Annotated in this window: 20 protein-coding genes and 4 pseudogenes; 12 read left to right on the top strand and 12 right to left on the bottom strand. The window is 39.9% G+C overall.

Annotation, left to right across the window (positions count from 1 at the left end):
- Positions 1–22 precede the first annotated feature (22 nt).
- Positions 23–954: pseudogene (locus tag AC4CUX_RS17645) on the bottom strand (IS5 family transposase).
- A gap of 248 nt (positions 955–1202) precedes the next feature.
- On the opposite strand from AC4CUX_RS17645, the gene tnpA reads away from it, so the two are divergent.
- The 3 genes and pseudogenes from tnpA to AC4CUX_RS17630 form a co-directional block, all read left to right on the top strand.
- Positions 1203–1586: an IS66-like element accessory protein TnpA gene (gene tnpA, locus AC4CUX_RS17640; RefSeq protein WP_034589178.1), complete on the top strand. Its 384-nt coding sequence runs from the start codon at positions 1203–1205 to the stop codon at positions 1584–1586.
- Positions 1583–1918, top strand: a complete 336-nt coding sequence (tnpB, locus tag AC4CUX_RS17635) for an IS66 family insertion sequence element accessory protein TnpB (protein ID WP_068523813.1) — start codon at positions 1583–1585, stop codon at positions 1916–1918. Before tnpA ends, tnpB begins: the two co-directional genes overlap by 4 nt.
- Positions 1919–1992: 74 nt before the next feature.
- Positions 1993–2295, top strand: a pseudogene (locus AC4CUX_RS17630) (IS66 family transposase); the annotation flags it as partial.
- A 60-nt stretch (positions 2296–2355) separates the two neighbouring features.
- Here the strand turns inward: AC4CUX_RS17630 and AC4CUX_RS17625 are convergent.
- Positions 2356–3488, bottom strand: a protein-coding gene (locus tag AC4CUX_RS17625) for an IS3 family transposase (RefSeq protein ID WP_490792585.1) whose coding sequence is annotated in 2 segments (ribosomal slippage) — positions 2356–3236 and positions 3236–3488 — 1134 coding nt in all. Because the reading frame shifts where the segments join, the coding sequence is not laid out codon by codon here.
- A gap of 18 nt (positions 3489–3506) precedes the next feature.
- On the opposite strand from AC4CUX_RS17625, the pseudogene tnpC reads away from it, so the two are divergent.
- The 3 genes and pseudogenes from tnpC to AC4CUX_RS17610 form a co-directional block, all read left to right on the top strand.
- Positions 3507–4679, top strand: a pseudogene (gene tnpC, locus AC4CUX_RS17620) (IS66 family transposase); the annotation flags it as partial.
- A gap of 576 nt (positions 4680–5255) precedes the next feature.
- Positions 5256–6917: a group II intron reverse transcriptase/maturase gene (ltrA, locus tag AC4CUX_RS17615; RefSeq protein WP_005167203.1), complete on the top strand. Its 1662-nt coding sequence runs from the start codon at positions 5256–5258 to the stop codon at positions 6915–6917.
- Between the two features lie 104 nt (positions 6918–7021).
- Positions 7022–7249 (top strand): annotated as a pseudogene (locus AC4CUX_RS17610) (transposase domain-containing protein); the annotation flags it as partial.
- 115 nt (positions 7250–7364) lie between these two features.
- On the opposite strand, the gene AC4CUX_RS17605 reads toward AC4CUX_RS17610, so the two are convergent.
- From AC4CUX_RS17605 to AC4CUX_RS17585, 5 genes are all read right to left on the bottom strand, one after another.
- Positions 7365–7583 carry a DUF6500 family protein gene (locus AC4CUX_RS17605; protein ID WP_004981693.1) on the bottom strand — a complete coding sequence of 73 codons (219 nt, stop codon included), beginning with the start codon at positions 7581–7583 and terminating at the stop codon, positions 7365–7367.
- A gap of 56 nt (positions 7584–7639) precedes the next feature.
- On the bottom strand, positions 7640–7858 hold the full coding sequence (locus AC4CUX_RS17600) for a hypothetical protein (protein WP_004981691.1): 219 nt from the start codon (positions 7856–7858) through the stop codon (positions 7640–7642).
- Positions 7859–7862: 4 nt separating this feature from the next.
- Complete coding sequence (locus AC4CUX_RS17595) at positions 7863–9158, bottom strand: Y-family DNA polymerase (protein ID WP_010326905.1); 1296 nt, start codon at positions 9156–9158, stop codon at positions 7863–7865.
- Positions 9159–9170: 12 nt separating this feature from the next.
- The gene (locus AC4CUX_RS17590) at positions 9171–9806 is read right to left on the bottom strand and encodes a LexA family protein (RefSeq protein ID WP_010326904.1); all 636 of its coding nucleotides are present in this window, start codon (positions 9804–9806) and stop codon (positions 9171–9173) included.
- A gap of 107 nt (positions 9807–9913) precedes the next feature.
- Complete coding sequence (locus tag AC4CUX_RS17585; RefSeq protein ID WP_094149022.1) at positions 9914–10564, bottom strand: SOS response-associated peptidase family protein; 651 nt, start codon at positions 10562–10564, stop codon at positions 9914–9916.
- Between the two features lie 215 nt (positions 10565–10779).
- Here AC4CUX_RS17585 and AC4CUX_RS17580 point away from each other — a divergent pair, with 215 nt between their 5' ends.
- On the top strand, positions 10780–10920 hold the full coding sequence (locus AC4CUX_RS17580) for a hypothetical protein (RefSeq protein WP_004676713.1): 141 nt from the start codon (positions 10780–10782) through the stop codon (positions 10918–10920).
- 67 nt (positions 10921–10987) lie between these two features.
- Here AC4CUX_RS17580 and AC4CUX_RS17575 read toward each other — a convergent pair whose 3' ends face one another.
- The 4 genes from AC4CUX_RS17575 to AC4CUX_RS17560 form a co-directional block, all read right to left on the bottom strand.
- The gene (locus AC4CUX_RS17575) at positions 10988–13066 is read right to left on the bottom strand and encodes a catalase (RefSeq protein WP_131230069.1); all 2079 of its coding nucleotides are present in this window, start codon (positions 13064–13066) and stop codon (positions 10988–10990) included.
- Between the two features lie 291 nt (positions 13067–13357).
- Positions 13358–14041 carry a DUF421 domain-containing protein gene (locus tag AC4CUX_RS17570; protein WP_004986536.1) on the bottom strand — a complete coding sequence of 228 codons (684 nt, stop codon included), beginning with the start codon at positions 14039–14041 and terminating at the stop codon, positions 13358–13360.
- Between the two features lie 71 nt (positions 14042–14112).
- Positions 14113–14409, bottom strand: coding sequence for a hypothetical protein (locus AC4CUX_RS17565; protein ID WP_004981674.1), 297 nt, complete (start codon positions 14407–14409; stop codon positions 14113–14115).
- A gap of 107 nt (positions 14410–14516) precedes the next feature.
- Positions 14517–14693 carry a hypothetical protein gene (locus AC4CUX_RS17560; protein WP_004986537.1) on the bottom strand — a complete coding sequence of 59 codons (177 nt, stop codon included), beginning with the start codon at positions 14691–14693 and terminating at the stop codon, positions 14517–14519.
- Between the two features lie 616 nt (positions 14694–15309).
- Between AC4CUX_RS17560 and AC4CUX_RS17555 the strand changes: the two genes are divergently transcribed.
- Positions 15310–16716: an iron-containing redox enzyme family protein gene (locus AC4CUX_RS17555; protein ID WP_490792584.1), complete on the top strand. Its 1407-nt coding sequence runs from the start codon at positions 15310–15312 to the stop codon at positions 16714–16716.
- 200 nt (positions 16717–16916) lie between these two features.
- Here the strand turns inward: AC4CUX_RS17555 and AC4CUX_RS17550 are convergent, their stop codons facing one another.
- Complete coding sequence (locus AC4CUX_RS17550) at positions 16917–17150, bottom strand: DUF2171 domain-containing protein (RefSeq protein WP_004772208.1); 234 nt, start codon at positions 17148–17150, stop codon at positions 16917–16919.
- Positions 17151–17413: 263 nt separating this feature from the next.
- Between AC4CUX_RS17550 and AC4CUX_RS17545 the strand changes: the two genes are divergently transcribed.
- Genes AC4CUX_RS17545 through AC4CUX_RS17530 form a run of 4 tightly spaced genes read left to right on the top strand, consistent with a single transcriptional unit; the run spans position 17414 to position 20424 of the window.
- The gene (locus AC4CUX_RS17545) at positions 17414–18427 is read left to right on the top strand and encodes an acyl-CoA/acyl-ACP dehydrogenase (RefSeq protein WP_058951824.1); all 1014 of its coding nucleotides are present in this window, start codon (positions 17414–17416) and stop codon (positions 18425–18427) included.
- A complete protein-coding gene (locus AC4CUX_RS17540; RefSeq protein WP_078424967.1) occupies positions 18415–19191 on the top strand; it encodes a PIG-L deacetylase family protein in 777 nt (258 codons plus the stop codon). The genes AC4CUX_RS17545 and AC4CUX_RS17540 overlap by 13 nt, the downstream gene beginning before the upstream one ends.
- Positions 19184–19783 (top strand): class I SAM-dependent methyltransferase, encoded by a 600-nt coding sequence (locus AC4CUX_RS17535; protein WP_094148964.1) that lies wholly within the window; start codon positions 19184–19186, stop codon positions 19781–19783. Before AC4CUX_RS17540 ends, AC4CUX_RS17535 begins: the two co-directional genes overlap by 8 nt.
- Positions 19780–20424, top strand: coding sequence for a glycosyltransferase family 2 protein (locus AC4CUX_RS17530; RefSeq protein WP_004638728.1), 645 nt, complete (start codon positions 19780–19782; stop codon positions 20422–20424). The genes AC4CUX_RS17535 and AC4CUX_RS17530 overlap by 4 nt, the downstream gene beginning before the upstream one ends.
- The last annotated feature ends 337 nt before the right edge of the window (positions 20425–20761 follow it).

Below are 20761 nucleotides of genomic sequence, written 5' to 3'. Positions count from 1 at the left end.
AGCTTTCCTAAGTTGCTCAAATTTAGGTTACAACTTGGGTATGAGGTCGGCCGAGCTCCGTAAACTTATTTAAGATGGCTATACGGGCATGTACCTCGTTGACTTGGCTTTGAAAGTGCGTAGCATTGAGTTTATCTCCCAATAATTTGATGCAATGCATCTTGGTTTCTACCAAACTTCGGCGATGATAGCCTGACCATTTTTCCATAGTGTCCTGCCTAAGCGTTTAACTGTTCGAAGTAATTCACTTCGCTCTAGCGAATGAACTTTTTTATCTTTCCAAGGCTTGGCATTCTTTCTTGGTGGAATCACTGCATGCGCTTGCCGATCTGCAATGACCTGACGGCATTGTTTTGTGTCATAAGCCCCGTCTGTATAGACTGAATCAATCTGTTCATCCGACGGAATTTGATCAAGTAAATCACCAAGTACCTGTGAATCACTTACGTTGTTGGTTGTAAGCTGAACAACGCGTATTTGTAGGGTTTTAGCATCTATACCAATATGTAATTTACGCCATTGGCGACGATATTCAGGCTGATGTTTCTTACGTTTCCATTCTCCTTCACCTAGAAACTTTAAACCGGTAGAGTCGACGAGTAGATGAAGCCTATCATTACTTTTTTGATAGCTAATTTGAATATCAATATACTTTTGTCTTCTACAAAGCGTCGTGAAGTCTGGAGCTGTCCAATCTAATCCGCAAAGTTTAATTAAGCTTTGAACAAAACCAGTAACCATGCGTAAAGTGAGTCTAAATAGAGATTTGATCATCAAACAGCATTGAATCGCTATGTCGGAGTAGGTTTGACTCGACCTTGTTTTCCTTGTGGTTCTGCATACCATTGTGTTTTTGGATCGAAGCAAATGGCAATATTCCCACGATTAATGAGAGCTCGGTTATATGCGGGCCAATTGGTTGTGCGGTAGATTTTGGTGTGTAGGCTTCTTCATTTGGAAATTATATTGCCGAAGAAGCCCTTAAGAACAGCTTTGTGCAACAAAGCCCCTTTAAATTAATAATTCACCTTAAATTTTTTCAATTTAGAAAATATGTCTTAGGTTAAACTGTTCTAGTATGGAGTAAGCTAGAACAGTTTATTATTTATTTTTATTGTAAGCGTCCGCTGAACACACCTTATGAATTCATCCTATAAGCCTTAATTTAGTCCCCACTTAAAAACAAGTGGGGACTAAAATTTATGACTACAAATCACCAGACATCCATCGCATCTCTTGCGAAAAAACGAAGAACATACAGTGCTGAATTTAAACAGCAGATCGTTCAGGCTTGTAAAGCACCGGACGTTTCAATTGCTTCGGTCGCTTTGCAACATGGATTGAATACAAATCTTGTATCCAAATGGATTCGCTTAATTGATGGTAAGCCAGGGAATGATCGCTCACCACTACCGAATAAACCTGCATTTATTGCCTTATCTTGCTCTGCACCATTAGATCCTACTCCTACTGACATGTTAACGGTTCAAATTACTTTACCCCACTCAAAAGCAGAAATTGGCTTGAAATGGCAGACATCAGAAATACCTGCCTTGGCAGAATTACTCAAGGCACTTGCAACATGATCCGCATTGATGAAATCTGGTTGTCTACTCAGCCCATGGACATGCGTGCAGGTATGGATACGGCCATGGCTCAGGTGGTGAGAGCCTTTGGCTACATCAAACCGCATTGTGCTTACCTGTTCTGTAATAAACGTGGCCATCGCATGAAAGTGCTGGTACATGATGGACTGGGCATCTGGCTGTGTGCCCGGCGTTTGGAACAGGGTAAATTTCACTGGGCTCAAGTTCACCAAGGTGAAACCGTGGCCCTCAGCCCGGAACAGTTACAGGCATTAATCCAAGGTTTGCCCTGGCAGAGAATTGGATTGCAGCAAGTGGTGAATATGCTCTAAACCAAGCTCGACCATTCTGCCATCCTCCAAACGTTCTATTTCATTATCTTCATGACCTCAGGCATACTGCGGTCATGAATACGCTGCCTGACTTAAGCCAACTGACCCATGAACAACTGCTGGAATTCACCAGACAGTTGGCGCTGCAGCATCAGTCTCTAGCACAATCAAACCAGCAATTAGATGCCAGAGTTCAACATCTTGAAGTCACCAATCAGCAATTAGATTCTAAAGTTCAACATCTTTCTATTCTCAATCAAAAATACGAGCATGAGCTCGCACTATTTAAACAGCACAAATTTGGCAGTAAAAACGAACATCTCACCGCAAAACAAATCCATCTGTGGGACGAAGCGGTTGAAGAGGATATCGCAGCAGAGGTGGTCCCACTTGTTTGAACAACTAAAAGCTTATTTATAAGTGATATTCTGCTCTAGTTAAGCTACCTTATTTTGTTGTGGTAGCTGGTCATAGTAAAACTCATCTGGAGTCATTTTGTCCAGACTCGAATGAGGTCGTTTCAAATTATAAAATTCAAAATATGCACTCAATTGCTTTTTCGCATCGGTGACACTGCTATAAGCTTTGAGATACACCTCTTCATATTTAACGCTTCTCCATAACCGTTCAACCATCACATTATCAATCCATCGACCTTTACCATCCATACTGATTTGAATGCCATTTGATTTCAATACATCAATAAATGCATCACTGGTAAACTGACTGCCTTGGTCTGTATTAAATATTTCAGGTCGACCATATTTTTCAATAGCTTCATTTAATGTTTCTATGCAAAATGTAACCTCCATACTAATCGATACTCTATGCGCAAGTACCTTGCGGCTATGCCAATCAATCACAGCACATAAATAAACAAAGCCTTTTGCCATAGGGATATACGTTATATCCGTAGACCACACTTGATTACTGCGCTGAATAGCCAATCCTTTGAGCAGATATGGATATTTGCGGTGAGCTTGATTAGCCTGGCTTAAATTTGGTTTGCAATATAACGCATTAATGCCCATTTTCTTCATTAAAGTACGTGTATGACGTCGTCCTATATGATGTCCTTGACGATTCAACAAATCACGCATCATACGGCTACCTGCAAAAGGGTATTGCATATGTAACTCATCCATACACCGCATCAGCTTCAGATCTGATGTACTCACAGGTTTTGGGCGATAGTAATAACAACCACGGGAGACTTTCAGCAGCTTAGCTTGCTTAGATACTGAAATCTGAAGTGAGTCATCGATTAACTTTTGTGGTTGAAGCGGCCCAGTTTCTTCAACACACCTTCTAAAAAATCAATTTCTAATGCCTGCTCACCGATTTTTGCATGTAGTTTTTTTAGATCGATGGGTGGTTCTGTTGGAGCTTTTGATTGATCGAAAGCTTGCGAGGAAGCTGAAATCAGTTGATTTTTCCAGTCAATAATTTGGTTTTGATGAACATCAAATTCAGCACTCAATTCAGCAAGTGTTTTTTCTGCTTTAATCGCAGCAAGTGCTACCTTAGCTTTAAAGTCATTTGAATGATTTCTTCTTGGTCTACGTGTCATAAAATACTCCATATATTGATGTTTATAACATCATTTGGGGAGCAAAATATCACTTATAAGTGTTGTTCAAATTTCCTGATCCACCTCTCAGCAGTTGATTTGGAACTGGAGCGGCTGAATGCAGATAAAACCGATGCAGCGACACAGAAAGCCAAAACCAATAAACCTAAACGTCGACTGCTACCCGATCATCTACACACCATCCGTATTGAGCATGAACCTGCATCAACCCAATGCAGTTGTGGCTGCCAGTTACGTCGTATCGGCGAAGATATCAGTGAAAAACTGCATTTCAGACCGGCACAGTTCTATAAGGAACAGCATGTGCGTGGCAAATGGGTCTGTGATCAGTGTGACACCCTGACTCAGCAAGCGATGCCCGCCTATGTGATTGATAAAGGCATTGCTTCACCTGAACTGCTCAGCCATGTGCTGGTATCGAAGTATGCCGATCATTTGCCGCTGTACCGTCAGCGCCTGATCTATCAGCGGGCGGGCATTGATCTGTCCAGATCTACTTTATCTGACTGGATTGGTCGCTGCGGTGTGGAACTGGAACCTCTGGCGAATGCCTTAAAACAGGTGGTGCTGCAACAGCGGGTGATCCATGCCGATGAAACACCAGTCACCATCATGCGGATGGGTGATGATGAGAAAAAACCGAAGAAAGGTTATGTCTGGGCCTATGCCACTACACAGTACAATCCAGTTCAAGCGGTGATCTATGACTTTCAGGATAGCCGTTCAGGTCAGCATGCAGAAGAGTTCCTGAATGGCTGGCAGGGCCATCTGGTCTGTGATGATTACAGTGGTTATAAAGCACGCTTTAAATCAGGCGATGTCATTGAGGTGGGCTGCATGGCGCATGCACGTCGTAAATTCCATGAGCTACATGTGACTGGGAAAAGTCAGATCGCTGAACAGGCATTACTGATGATTCAGAAACTGTATGCGATAGAAGCAGAACTCAGGAAAAAGACCGATGGTACAGCGGAAGACCGCCGCGAATACCGACAACTGCATAGTCAACCAGTGATGCAACAACTATATGAATGGCTCAACCAACATCATCTGACAGTGCCATCGAGTTCTCCCACCGCCAAGGCCATCAATTACACTCTGAAGCGTTGGCCAGCTTTAAGCCGCTATCTGGATGATGGCAATCTACCTATAGATAATAATTGGGTGGAAGTGCGACACGAAGTCGCTTAATGAAGTTGTTCCCCCCTGCGGGAACCACCCGTGTCACCGGGTGAATCTAGAAGGCTGAATAAAGAGCGCCTTCGACAATGTAACGAGGCACCGCAAGGTGCGGGGTATCAATCGTGAGAGGCGTACCCTTCTGGCAGCCATAGCCGGACAAGGGCTAGATAATCGGTATGGTGAACACATGTGAATCTGCGTAACGATCGTTAAGTTGAACGAGCGGAAATGGCTGATACGCTCGAACCAAAACGGTAATGGAGGTGGGAATTGCGTCTTTCGACTACGCATTCGTGACCCATACGCCTCCCGGTCGATAGCAGGCACCTAAGCCGATGTACTTCAGTAAGCGGAACGTGGAAATCCCGTATTACTCCCATTGGGAAAGCAGTTTGCAAAAACTGCCCATGGTGATGCGGGCGAAGGAACGAGGAAAAAGCGAATGCCAGTCTGTAATGGGTTGGATAGAGGTTGAAACATTACCCCACGCGAAAGCGGGCTGACGTCCTTATGGTCTCTCATCACAAGAGAGTGTGTAGAACCCTTTTAATGGAGGGAGAGCAAATGAATGCAGCAGTATCAGCGTGTGCACCTTCCAGCACATCGTGGGACAGCATCGATTGGATTGCTGTACAGCGTCATGTCAGAGGGCTGCAAGCGCGTATTGTGAAGGCGGTACAAGACGGCAGGCATAACAAGGCGAAAGCTTTGCAATGGCTGCTGACTCACTCGTTTAGTGGCAAAGCATTGGCCGTCAAACGAGTGTCTGAAAACAAAGGCAAAAACACGGCTGGGGTCGACAAGGTGACTTGGAATACACCCAAGGCCAAGACCGGTGCGATGATGTCGTTGAAGAGGCGAGGTTACACGCCCCTTCCGCTTCGGAGAGTCCTTATTCCGAAGAAAAATGGCAAGATGAGACCTCTTGGGATACCCACGATGAAATGCCGGGCCATGCAGGCGCTCCATCTGCTGGCTTTGGAACCCATCGCGGAGACCATCGCTGATCGGAACTCTTATGGGTTCAGACCGCAACGCTCAACCGCGGATGCTGCAGCACAGTGCTTTGGTGTGCTGTCAAGAAAAGTAAGTGCGGAGTGGGTGCTAGAGGGTGACATTCAAGGCTGTTTCGACAATATCAGCCATGACTGGATGATCGCCAACCTTCCAATGGACAAGGTGATTCTACGGAAATGGCTCAAAGCCGGTTACGTCTACCAAAGCAAGCTGTTTCCCAGTCTTTCCGGAACACCGCAAGGAGGTATTATCTCCCCGGTGCTGGCCAACATGACCTTGGACGGACTGGAAACGATGCTGGCGAAGAGGTTCTCTAACGCCAAATGGACAGGCAAAAAGCTGCAACTGGTACGGTATGCGGATGATTTCATCATCACGGGGTATTCTAAAGAGTGGCTCGAAAATGAAGTTCGTCCTGCCGTGGTTGAATTTCTGGCGCAGCGCGGTCTCGTGCTCTCTCAGGAAAAGACCAAAATCACGCACATAGGGAACGGGTTCGATTTTCTTGGCTGGAACGTACGTAAGTACAACGGCAAGCTACTGATCAAGCCGTCAAAGGCAAACATCAGCGCTCATCTTGACAAGCTGCGAGCATTAATCAATGCAAACAAAGCGACACGACAGGCCACTTTGATCGGTTTGCTCAACCCGATTCTAAGGGGTTGGGCCAACTATCACAGTCATGTCGTTGCCAAGAAGGTTTTCAACCAGGTAGACAACGCAGTGTGGGAAATGCTCTGGCGATGGGCTGTACGTCGCCACCCTCGCAAGACACTCCGATGGGTCAAAGATCGGTATTTCAAAGTACAAGGAGCGCGTCGATGGGTGTTCTCATGTGATGAACAGTCCGCCGATGGTCGGAAGCGACAATACACATTAGTGTCTGCCTCGGACACGCCAATTGTGCGACATATCAAGATCAAGGCTGCTGCTAACCCTCATGACCCCGCATGGGATGAGTACTTCGAATCCCGATGGGGTAAAAGAATGCTGGTCTCCGCAAAGGGGCGAGCCAAGCTGTATCGGGTGTGGCTAAAACAAGGTGGTCGCTGCTGCGCCTGTCTTAAACCAGTCACCAAAGATACACCATGGCACAGCCGTCATATTGTGAAGCTAAGTCATGGTGGAACGGATGCAGTTGCTAATCTTGAGATTTACCATCTGTATTGTCCGAGGAGTGTTCAGTTTGCCAATGTCAACGATGTATAACCGGGTGCCGAATGGCGCCTTAGCAGAGGCTTGAGCCGTGTGCTGGGAAACTCGCATGCACGGTTCTTAGGGGGTTGGACGTAGGTAACTGCGTCTGACTACCCGACAACCAGATGCGACCTTGGGCGTTGGGACGTAAGAATTGGCTATTTGCAGGTTCGCTGCGCAGTGGACAGCGAGCGGCAAATATCATGACTTTAATCCAGTCAGCAAAGCTGAATGGGTTGGATCCGTATGCCTATCTCAGTGATGTGCTGAAAAGGCTGCCGACGCATAAAGCGACCCAAATAGAAGAATTACTACCACATCGCTGGAAATCCAACTCAAATTAAAAAATAGGCATGGGGTTCAGCGGATGCTTACTTTTTATTGATGAAATTTAAGTGCTTAGATCTTTAGCTTTCTCAACCATCCATGTTTCGGCTGGTGTAATGCAATAAATCGTAATTAGGATTCACTTAAAACAAGCTGCCTAACCTTAACTGCTTTCTCAAAGTGATCTAGTTTGTGTTGTAGGATCCACCATTGAGCAGCCTCCATCAATAGTTCTGGATTATCATTTTTATTCTTGAAGAAAGCATAAAAGGATAGTCCTACGTTATCTCCTTTCTTCTCAATTTTTTCGTTACATCCACGAATAAAAATCTCTTTTAATTCATCTCTCATTTTTTGACCTTTGTTAATTATTCAATATTTCTAAACCCACATAACTGTAGATAGATTTAATTCACCGTTCCCAATACAGGAATCATCCGTGGTCCAGCCTGTCTAGCCTTACTAATGATCTCTACCAACTCATCATAAGTAAGTTCAAACTTATCCTCACTGTCAAAGACGTAGACCATATTCTTGTCTTTAAATTCCTGTGGTGTCGGTGGTACAAAACGCTTAGGAATTAAGAGTTGTGCCAATTGCTCATTTGTAAGTTTAAATATATGCATAGTCTTATCTCACTCTAAAGAGTTCATTCCATTCTGTTAAATAGTTTGGGGATTTGCGTTCTTGATTCATTTGCCAGTGTTCTTCTTTTCGCCCACACAAGCCCAACGACAGCGTGTTCTTGCCATACTTGTGGGTGATGTGATCTAAGGTGTCGGAGAGCTTGGCTCGCTTAATCTGTAGCGAATAATCGGTAAATAGGTCAGGGGAGAATTTGGTTTTAGGTATGATCTCCATCAGGATGATGCCTGCCTTTTTATACTTAAATCCGGGTTTGAATATTTCATCAATGGCCTGCATTGCTATGCGGGTAATCTCTAATACATCATCGCTGTGTTCATGTAGCTGCATAATCACGTAAGGTGTGTATTTTGCACATTTATCAAAGCGACCAGTTTGAATAAACACCCCAATCATTTTGCATAGGGACATATCATCCCGAAGCCTTGAGACAGCTCTTTGCACATATAAACGCACTGAGGATTTGATATTTTCAATGTCGTAAATCGGTTGGCCATAAGATTGGCTACTGATGATTTGCTTTTTAGCAGGCGCATCACTCTCTAGATCGATGCATGAGATCCCATTCAACTCGCGTACAGTCTTTTCCATAACAATACTGAACTGCTTTTTAATCTCTGCTGGATGCGCTTGAACTAAATCCAAAACGGTACGGATATTCATTGTATTGAGCTTTTTACTGTTCTGGCGACCAACTCCCCAAACCTCGCCAACATCGATCTGTGCAAGCATGGCTTCAGTTGAGCAGGGATCCATATCGACCAGATTGCACACTCCATTAAAGAACTTATTCTTCTTGGCTAGATGATTGGCAATTTTGGCTTCAGTCTTTGAACGTCCAATGCCCACACAGCAGGGTAAAGTGAGCCACTGCCAAGCAGTCTTGCGAATGTCTTGGGCATAGTCGGTTAAATCAAATAAGTGCTCATAGCTGGTGAGATCCAAGAAGCATTCATCAACTGAATAAATCTCTTGCTCTCCTGGTGCAACATACATCCCCAGTAAAGTCATAAAACGACGAGACATGGCCCCATATAGGGCAAAGTTGCTGGAGAACACCTGAACATCATGCTTCTTGATGATGTCTTGAATCTGGAATACCGGCACACCCATTTTAATACCAATGTCTTTGGCTTCTTGGGAGCGCGCCACGGCACAACCATCATTACTCGAGAGAACAATGACCGGACGATTATTAAGGGACGGATTAAAAATACGCTCACAACTGACGTAGCAGTTATTCACGTCCACTAACGCGAATATACGATTTTCAGCTTTCATTTTTTATACTTCTTATTTGCTGGTCGAGCGTCTATAAAATTGCTTGAGGTTGAAAGTCACAACCCCTTGGATAGAGATAGACTGGCTGTCTTTAGGAATAATATGCTCGTAAGCTGGATTTTCAGCTCTCAGCCAAATAGGGGGAAGTTCATAGTCTTCATCCCCAAACATTTCTTTGATTTCTTGTTTTGACATCTTAGCGGTCATCATTAACCGCTTAAGTGTTATTTCACGCTCATCGATGAGGGCTAAAACGATATCTCTATGCTGTGCTGTAATGCTCTTATCGACCAAGAAAGGGTCATCGATTTCAAAACCAGCGTAAAGCATAGACTCACTATCAACCCGTCCCATAAAAGTGGATATGGGGTTGAAGATAAGAAAGTCATTTAAGTCGATCGACTTATCGATATGGTCTTTGGTACCAAAAGCAGGACCAGCTGAAAAACGTTCCAGTGCAGACGGAATTTCGAGGCGGGTTTTGACTGAAATTTCTTTAAGATCAAACTTAGAGCCTAGCTCATGCTTTTTTTGTATTTTTTCAAAGACAGCATTGACTGTAGGACTAGGAGCACCATCGGGACCCATGAGTGTTTGAAGGAATGACCAGACGTCATCCGAGAAATAGATCGGTAGTTTCTTTGACATGTTTGACTCCTACGCTACGAGGCGTGTTTGGAACTGAACTCTTTTTTTAGAATAGTCTGCGCTGAATTAAATTTCAAATTTAAAAGCTGTGGATAATCAAGGCACCTTCAAATTAAATTAGGTTGAGCACCATTTTCGGATAAGTGGGATTTAGGGAAGGTGATGTACTCATCCTGCATTTCAAAGAAGAACTCATGCGCCTCTTTAAAGCTGCAATTCAGCCATTCTTCGCGGTATTCGTCAGGGATTACGATGATCGAGCGCTTCTCATCTTTAGGTTTATGGAATTGCTTCATAAAGGGGTGTTTATCGGCATTGATGGTGAGCATGCTCATTGATCGGATTTGCTCCCCATCGATGACAGCATTCTCGTATATGGCCGCCACAGTAAAGGGCATGCCATCCTCACGTGCAATCCCATACCAGTGAGATTTCCCGTCAATGTATTTAGGTTCAAAGATGGTTTCGACTGGAATCAAGCCAAACTGAGACTTATGCCAAGCTTCCCTAAAACTGGGTTTCTCAGCGACCGTCTCAGTCCGGGCATTGTATGTGTACTTGCCGAAATTCTTTTCCTTGGCCCATTTGGGAATCATTCCAAAATTAATTGATCTCCATTCGATCTTGCCGTCATTGGAAAAGATCAAAGGTGAAGGATAGTTCGGGAAAATGTCTTCAGGGAACTCCAACTGATCAGGCTCAGGGAGATCTAGGAGAAAAGCACGATTCTTTCTGATAGCTTCAAAGTCTGCGCACATAGACTTATCCCTTTTTATTCTTTGTAATCATCGCTCAAATAATAACCCAACTAAGAATAAAATGATTTCAAAACAATTTAGTATCGTCAACGCAGTGCTCACATAAGAATTTGCAGTATTAAACCTAAAAACAGTGAGTTTTACATATCTATAATTGATACTCAGCTCTACAAGTCATATTTATTTATATAAGCTATACTGGTGATGGAACCGACATGATTAATAAGCAAAATCCAGAATCAAAACCTCAAAAAGAATCAAACGATGACAAGGGTGATCAGAAAACCTATCAGAATCCAGATCCCCAAAAAAAACCAAATCAAGAACCTGAGAATCCACTTAAAGAGCAAAAGTAGATCAAAAAGCCCTCGTCGAGGGCTTTTTGAAATCAAATGCTTACACTACTTTTAAGCTCAAATAGATTCATGCTGGAATAGCTGCGACAACTTTTTCTCTATCCCACAAACGATGATTTTGAATAGCTTGTTTGAATTGATCTTGGATCTCTTTAAAATTTTGAGTAGAGAATAGAGCTGCATCCTTAGTGAGCTGAAACTCATCTATTAAAGCGCATTTATCACCCAGGAAAACAATAGGCTTGAGATGTTTATATGTCTCTAATACATAATGTTTAGAAACTCCATCAGCCTTAAATACTTCTAAATTATTCCCATCAATCACGATTACGGCATCATAAGTCACTGAAGGCTCGCCATTTTGTCTTCCATCTACTGGTATTTCATTGCCATCACTAGATTTAACAGGGGCTGCGTTCGGTGCTAAAGTTTCCACAATAGCTTTTTCTGCTTCAGCCCATATTTTAATATCATCTATTGATGACGCATTTACACCGTCATGAACGAGCAAGGCAATTTTTCGCTGTTTAATATCAGATGCAGGAAAAGATGAGGTACTTAATCTTTTCGAAGATGCAATTACGGGTTGGTGCAGACTATCTTGCTGTTTAGGGGGAGTTTTAATACCTAACTCTTTCGCAACATATTCAGCTAAGTCCAAGTCAATATTAGCTAAGACAGCGTAAACTACACGTCTGCGGATATCTTCCGATTTAACCTTAGATAATTCAAAAGAATATGCATCCTTAATATGCTGTTGTTCATATTTTTCCAAACTATGGTAGTGCATTGTGGCTTGCGAGAAATGATCAGCGAAACTTTCTGGTCGAACTCTTAGTTTGCTGCCTTGTACTTCTTCAGGATGTGTCTTGAAAGCACCACTGTCATTAGGTGATTCTCTTGGCCAATTTTCATCAACAGAATTAGGTTCATAATTTGCCTTTCCTTTATAAACTTCGTGATTAGCATAACCACCTCGTCTATTCGTATGAAAAGGACAAACGGGTTTGTTAATTGGAATTTGATTAAAATTTACCGTACCTAGTCTGTGTAAGTGAGTATCCGTATAGCTAAATAGCCGTCCTTGTAAAAGGGGATCGTTACTAAAATCTATACCTGAGACAATATTTGCAGGACTAAAAGCAACTTGTTCTGTTTCTGCGAAAAAATCATCTGTATTTTTGTTTAAAACAAATTTACCTAGTGGAGTAACTGGTACAAGTTCTTCTGGGATTAATTTTGTGGCATCTAAGACATCAAAGTCCCATTGTTTTGCATCTTCTTCAGAGAAAATTTGTGCGCCTAATTCCCATTCCGGGTAATTGCCACGCTCAATAGCATCCCACAGATCACGTCTGTGAAAATCGGGATCTTTGCCATTAATTTTTAGAGCTTCATCCCAGACGACTTGAGCTACCCCTTGCTTTGGAGTCCAATGGAATTTCACTAAGAATGCTTCATTATTCTTATTAATCAATCTAAATGTATGGACACCAAAACCTTGTATAGAGCGTAGATTTCTTGGAATTGCTCTATCAGACATTATCCAAGTAGTCATATGTGATGCTTCGGTGTTTAAAGAAATAAAATCCCAGAAAGTATCATGGGCAGATTGACCAGTTGGAACTTCATTGGCATCTTCTGGTTTTACTGCATGAACAAAGTCCGGAAATTTAATAGCATCCTGAATGAAGAAGACAGGGATATTATTCCCCACCAAATCATAATTTCCTTCTTCAGTATAAAATTTTATAGAAAAACCTCGTACATCTCGAACGACATCAGCCGAACCTCGCCCACCTTGAACTGTAGAAATACGGACAAAGATAGGAGTTCGATTATTTGTGTCCGTTAGGAACTTGGCTTTAGTCCATTTTTCATTACCTGTATAAGCTTGAAAGTAACCATGAGCACCGACCCCTCGAGCATGTACAACACGTTCTGGAATACGCTCACGATCAAAATGAATAAGTTTATCTCTTAGAAGAAAGTCCTCGAGAAGAGTAGGGCCTTTCTCATTAATTTTTAGACTATTTTGATTATCAGCTACGGGAACACCTAAAGAAGAGGTAAGGGTTTTACCTATAGGATCCACGTATGCTTCCTCAGAAAGTTGGTCGATTTTTGGTGTATTTGGTTCTTTCATATCACATTCTCTTATACATTTGCTTTATAACGTTTTGTGAAATTAAGTATTTGTTTTCACTTAAGTTAATGGCTTATTTGTTGACGGATATTGTGTGCTTATACAATTTAATTAGGTTATCTACAATCGAATATGAGTTTCTTGCAAGAAAACTCTTTTTTGGATCAAAGATACCCATATAAACTTTAAGTATTTATGCTTTGAGTAAGGTAAAGAAATGTGTATTTTTTGTTCGCTTAAACTATTCATTTTAAATAATATTGAAATAATCTAAGTCAAAACAAAAGCTTATTAATTTTGATATTCCTCGCAATACAAACAGGATTTAGCCCATTTTGTATTTTGACAGCGAGGGCATTCTTCATTTAAATGATTTAAACGTTGGGTTTGACCACACAACATACAAGAATAAAAGTGATCGACATTATGATGATCTGCGATTTGGTATTCATCGGGAAACAGAGGAAGGCCCCATTTTATATTTTCTTTAGAATATGGGATCACGCTTAGGCAGCCATCAGTCTCAAGCAGTGCTATTTTAACTTGTCCGAGATGCTCTATTTTTTTTTGGCGCATTTCAGCAAAGAATTCATCGTATGAATACTTTTCTTGCTTAATATCTTCAACAATCAGTAAACCATTTTTGACGATGTATATAGGTCGACCTTCCAATACGGTCTCAATAGCATCGGATTTCATCATTAAATAAGTTGTTAAGCGATATAAAGCCATAATTACTGCAAAAACGATGACAGCATGTATGATCGGAACTTCTTCATAGAACATAGCATCGCCAGCAGCAGATCCTAAACTAAGAATAATTGCGATTTCAAAGATGGAAAGTTGTCTAACACCACGTTTACCAGAAAATCTTAAAACTAAGATAATCAGGAAGTACATCAAGACACTACGAAGTACAATTTCTGCTGCAAAAGTAAATGTAGTATCAGCTAATAGTATTTTTATAAAGTCCATTTTACACCTATTTAATTATTATTTAGATGTGCTGATAATGAGCCTAAAAGGCTCATTATCATTATATTGGCTTACATTTTGTCCCATGCATCTTTAATCGCATGTTTGGCTTGTTCCCACTTTAAGCGTGATTCAGCCTTTAGTTCTTCCCATTTTACTTTTAGATCACTTTCTGAATCCTCAAATCGTGCATCAGTACCACGCTCATTTCGGGCATGCTGACCTAATTCATAGGCTGAACGAAGATCACGGTCATAATCTACATCAGGAAGTTCTCGTTGGATATCGCCGTAATATGGGCGGTTTGAATAATCTGTACGCCAATCATGCTTGATTGGGTTTTCGTCTTGATGGTCATTGATAGTCATAATGAACTCCAATTCTATCCAACTAAGAATTCAAAAAAAATTCATAGTTGGATTTAATTAATGAATGAGTTTAAGAATTTAATAATATTATTCAACATGAAAAACTATTATTTCTGTTGAGCGTGTTGGTCATTTTTCTGGTTTTGGTTCGGTTGTTTTTGCTGATTCGGATTTTTTTGTGGTTGGTCTGGTTGCTGTTGCTGTTGTTGCTGATCTGGCTTTTTTTGCGGTTGATTTGGCTGCTGCTGTTGCTGATTTTTCTGCTGTTGATTTTGATTAGTCATTTTACTGAACCTCATAAGATTAGAATTAATCTACATTAATTAATCAGTAGATTTATTATTAATATCATAATTTGTGTTTTAAAAAACATCAGAGGTGTTACATTTTAATTTTTGAGTTAAATTGTGTTTGTTTTAAAGGTTTAGGTGTTGATAATAAATGGAAATATATATTTTGTTTTTTACAAAAGGCTAACAATGTTAAATTTTATTCTTAATTCAGATTTATATCTTTTTGATTGGATTTGTGTTTGTAATTTATTGATTTTTTTGAATTTGAAAAAATAAAAATCTGTGTTGGATCAATGAAATAACGAAAGGAATAATAACGGTGCTTGTACTTTCAATAAATAAAGTTAAAAATTTTATAAATTAGATATAATGCTTTTTACTAATTTTAAACACCATAATTTTTTTAATTCCAATGAGTGTGATTTATATCACAGATTGTGAAATGTTTCTTTATTTCAAATATTATAATTATTTACTTAAATTTTTGTATTTTAAAATAAATAAACTAAAGGATTACATTTGTTAACGTTTCTTTTCAAAGTTGTTAATTAATTAAGTGCAAGTGTCAATTATGTTGGTATAAGTTATTTACCGCGAGAGAATTATAATGCCTACTGCAGTAAAAGAGAGAATTTTAAATTTAATAACCGATGCCCATCAGAAATATTTTGAAATAACACAATTTTTCTTAGATCCATCAGTGTCGCGTTCTGCAAAAGAGTTGAAAGCTTTTCATTTCCTAGAAAACGAAATACTTCATTTGGATAGTGATTTCTCTGATTTTCCTACTAATGTTGATCAATTGGCAGTCTGGATGCAGAAACAAAATAAAACACAATGCTTGCATTACAAAGAGTACTTAGAAAGGCGTGAAAATGGGAGTGCAAGGGAGTTTTTTGGAACTACAAGTAAAGCTTATGAGTTTTTATACAAAGTAGCACCGACCAAACGTGTAGACGGGGCTTGGCTTTATAGCTTTACACAGTACTGGAATGATCCAGCTTTTAGAGACTTTATACAGATATATGTTGAGGAGTTGGGGTTAGGTTCCAGTCAAAGTAACCATGTAAAACTTTTCAATAAATTACTTCTATCACTTGGTCTTCATCAATTTTCAATGAATTTGCCTGATGAATATTATCACCAGTCAGCAATACAATTAGCTTTAGCTTATGCTCCATCAGATTTTATACCCGAGATTGCAGGTTTTAATTTTGGATACGAACAACTACCACTTCATTTACTGATTACAAATTATGAACTTAAAGAGTTAGGTATTGATTCCAAATATTTTAACCTACACATTACAATTGATAACTTTGATAATGGGCATGCTCAATTAGCTACAAATGCGATTAAATGTTTAGCCAAACGCTACCCAAATCAATCCGAATTTATTCGTAAATTAAAGATAGGCTTTTTATTGAATAATCGGGGAGTTAGCTCAGTTCAAATAATAAAGAACCTAAATACTGAGCGAGTGGTTCTGGAAATTTTCAAGAGCAAAGCTTTGGTTGGAAAGCACATGCATAATGAGAAATGCAAGTTTAATAATAAGTCTGTAAATTCATGGCTATCAGAAGAAGATCAGGTTGAGGAATTCATTAGTGAGCTAATAAAAATAGGATGGATTAAGCTTAACGAAGATCCAGAACATAGCCGATTTTTGAAAATGATCAATGAAGAAGATGGGAAAATGTTTGGTGTTTTCTCTGCTGCAGAAAAAGCTTTTATTTATGATTGGATTGCGGGTGCTAATTTAAGTAGACGCATTAACCCAGTAAATACAGAATATATAAAAAACTTTATAGAACTAAATGATTTTAGTTATTTGTCAGAAAAAGAATTATCGCTGTTACAGCAGCAAATTCAGATATCTACAAATACTGGGCATAAAATTAGCAAATTGATGCCATATTTAGCTCCACATCAACATCACCAAGAGATTGGTTTATGGGCTACGCAAAAAGTAGTTGAGTATATTTTCCCATTCTTAGGCAGTAATTTTAAATAAGAGTAGGCTAACTTATTAATTTATACAGAATAGATGTAGTCTATGACAAATAGATTGCATCTAGCTATTTTTTACAAGTATGAAATCAAATACCTATGACTCAAACGGACATTGCGAAGGATTAGGGCTTTTTTGAAATTACTTACAAAGAAATAAAGAGTACGATCAAAGTCTAGCCGTACTCTTTATTTTACGATAATTTAAATAGCTTGCCATTGTTGCTTAACTTCTTCTGAATTTTTAATCAGAACTACTTTGTCATCTTTGACCTCACCAATCCATGCAGTTGGGATCAGATGATGCTGATCATTTTCATCACGCGTCAGTTTGAGTTGGCTATCACCTTCGAGATGATCAACTGTTCCGACTTTGGTACCACAAGAAGCAATTACATCTGAATGTTTTTTAATATCTTGAATATTTAAAGTACTCATTTCTTAAACCTCTTTTATAAACATTACAACACAGAAGCCTTTAAGCTACTGCTTATTTCATCATAATTGTTGGATTTTAAATAATCCTTACATGATGATTTTATAGATTCACATAAACCTGCTATTTAGTTAACAATGAAACAAAAGAAATAAATAGTTAAATAATTACGAATAATTATCTTTTCATTACAATTTATCTATTTAACTAAACAGATTATTTCAATTATTATTTAAATAAACTCATTTGAATTAAAATTTTAAGAATGAATAGAAAAATATTTATAAAAGGCTCAACTTTAGACATATTAAATCGCTTTGAGCAGTATTCAGCTGAAGAAAAGCTAAGTCAACGTCCGATTGTGTTGAAACAGTTGATTCATTCTGTTGGACGATTGCCTGAACCTGCTTCGGGACAAACCTATCAACGCTGGCAAATTTTTGCCCAGATAGCTGGCTTTGACCTAAGTTTAGGAAAGCTTTTTGAGTCCCATTTTGATGCTTTAAGTATTTTGCATGAACTCGGTTATCAACATGAAATCAATGAGGAGACATGGGCTGTTTGGGCTGCCGATGGTGGACCCGTGCCGTTACAGGTCGAAAATGGGCTTTGTCATGGAATTAAGCCGTGGTGTTCAGGCGCTGAATTTATTCATAAAGCATTAATCAGTTTTAAAGATCAACAGGGGCAATCTCAGCTCTGCATTATTGACCTCAACCAATCATTGATCACCATTGATCTGGCTCACTGGCAAGCTATAGGCATGAAGGGAACACAGACCGCAAGAGTCAATTTTCAGGGGATAGCAGTCAAACTCATTGGTCATCCCAATGACTACCTTGATCGGGTTGGTTTTTGGCATGGTGCTGCGGGTGTTGCAGCTTGCTGGTACGGTGCCGCGGTACGGTTAGTGGATGAGCTACAACAAAGTTGCCTTAAAACCCCTAATCCTTTTAAGAAAATGTATTTAGGGCGGTTGGTAACTCGACTTGCTGTAACCCGACAATATTTCCAATATATCGCGCAACTGATTGATAGCCAACCCAAGCTTAGCCATGAACGGGATGTACGGATCTTGCGTGCGCAGGCAGAACAAAGCTGTTTGGAGGTTATTGAAGGGGTAGGAAAAGCGCTTGGAGCACGGCCTTTTTGTGAACAAGCAACTTTTGCCAGCCTAATGGCTGATTTACCTGTATTTATTCGGCAAAGTCATGCGGCATTCGATGATGAGCAAATTGCTGAACGATGTTTACAGGAGCAAATATCATGGCAGCTCTAAAACATGCTTTAGTCGAAGATCGTATTATTGAAGGGCAAGGGACCTCCCGAGAACAATGGCTGCATGCATTTGAGCAGCAGCCGCTTTCTCTACTCAATTTTAAAAAATTTCAATCTAAAAGAATCTTGATTGTCGCACCCCATCCAGATGATGAGATACTGGGGTGTGGCGGCTTGATGCAACAATTAATTATGTTGAATTGTCAGTTGGTGATCGTTGCCGTCAGTAATGGGACACAAAGCCATCCACATTCAACCAAATACAGCCCAGATCAATTAGATCAAATTCGCCCACAAGAAAGCTTAGCGGCTTTACAGTGTCTAGATATTTCTGAATATGTTCAACGTATTGCATTAAATTTACCAGACGGGCAGATTCATTTGCACAGGGAACATCTGTGGCAAGAATTAGACAAGTTGGTTAAAGCGGAAGATATTTTAATTTGTAGCTATGCACTGGATGGGCATCCAGATCATGAAGCGGTAGGAAAGACTGTACAGGCATTTGCTCTAGCTCATGACATATCATATTTACACGTGCTGATCTGGGCTTGGCATTGGGCGCGACCACTAGATCCGCGTATCCACTGGCAAAAGGCTAGAGCTTACAACTTAACTCAGGCCCAATTAATCAAAAAACGTCAGGCCATCATGCAGTTTAAGAGTCAGATTGAAGCTGATGAAAGTACAGGCAATGCTGCGATTTTATCTCCAGCAATCATCGAACGTTTGTTAATGCCTTGGGAGGTTTATCTTTGTGAATGATTCTAATCAATATTTCGAAGCCTTATATCATCACAATAATGACCCTTGGGGCTATGATTTACATTGGTATGAAGCTCGTAAAAGGCAGATTTGTTTGGCATTGCTTACTCAACAGCGTTATTCATCAGTGTTGGAAATCGGCTGTTCCAATGGCCATTTAAGTGTACATTTAGCCAAACGCGCTGATCAGCTTTTATGTCTAGATTTTTCTGAACATGCTGTTCATTGGGCCGCTAAACGTTTACAGAATTTGAAGCATGTGAGCGTTCAACACCAAAAAATTCCTGAATATTTTCCTGAACAGAAATTTGATCTGATTGTCATCAGTGAAGTGGCCTATTACTTATCAAGCAATGAACTGCATGAACTGATCGATCAGCTCCAAGACAGTTTAACGTCACAAGGTGAAATCCTGTGTTGTCACTGGCGTCACGCCATTCAGGATTTTGAACTAGATGCTTATCAAGTCCATCATTATTTAAAACAATCTTTGTTGTTCACTCATTATTTAAGTCTGAATGATCCAGATTTCATCATTGATATCTGGACGGTAAATCCTTCATCTTTGGCAAAACAACAGGGCTTAGTATGAAAATAGGTATTGTTATCCCAGCCCATAATGAGGAACAGAATTTATCCGCTTGTTTGCAGTCAATTAAACACGCTATACAGCATATAGGTCACGGTCAGGTCGAGATTCTAGTGGTTTTAGACAGTTGTACTGACCAGTCCCTCATGATTGTAAAGTCACATCAAATGAATTGGCTTGAATGTAATTTTGCTTGTGTGGGCAAGGCCAGAGACCTTGGCATTAGGCAGCTAATCGATCAAGGAGTTACATGGGTCGCTTGCACGGATGCTGATACAATTGTAGATCCAGATTGGTTACTATGCCAAATGCGACATCAGCCAACAGATGCTATTTGTGGAATCGTTATACTGGATGATCTTAGTCACTTATCAATACAACAACAGCAAAAATATCTGACGCATTATCAAGACATGATGGATCATCAACATATACATGGGGCGAATTTAAGCTTTAGTGCCGAAGCCTATATTCAGGCGGGAGGCTTTGAACCTATTCCTTGTCATGAGGATGTCTCATTAATTGAAAAATTTATTAAGCAATGTTGCAAAATCACTTGGAGTAATTTGGTTCGCGTCACCACTAGCAGTAGATTAAATGGACGTGCACCTGAAGGTTTATCGTACTTTTTAAAACATTTATAAAATTGATCTGATTTGGTGGAGAAAGCTAATCCACAGCTATACCGAGTGAAATATATTATTCAGCTTTATAAATGAACTGCTTAATTCAGTCATTTCTTCAAAACTTAAGTAAATTCATATCTTTGCCTTGTTTAATTGAAAAGCTAAGAATAAAAAGTGTTAAAAATAAACGCTTTAATTTTATTTAAATAAATGAAGATAAATGATTGATATGTAGCGATTTTATTTCTTGCAAAAAATACTATTTTTAGCTTGGTTTTGTGTATAATTTCGCCATAAAAGCCTCTGTGGATTTATAGAACTTCTCTATAGATTAGCAGGGGTTTTTCTATGGCGA

This window comes from Acinetobacter sp. 231_lipA, assembly GCF_058243005.1.
The sequence above is the reverse complement of the archived record's forward strand: the minus strand, read 5'-3'. Positions and strand labels throughout refer to the sequence as shown.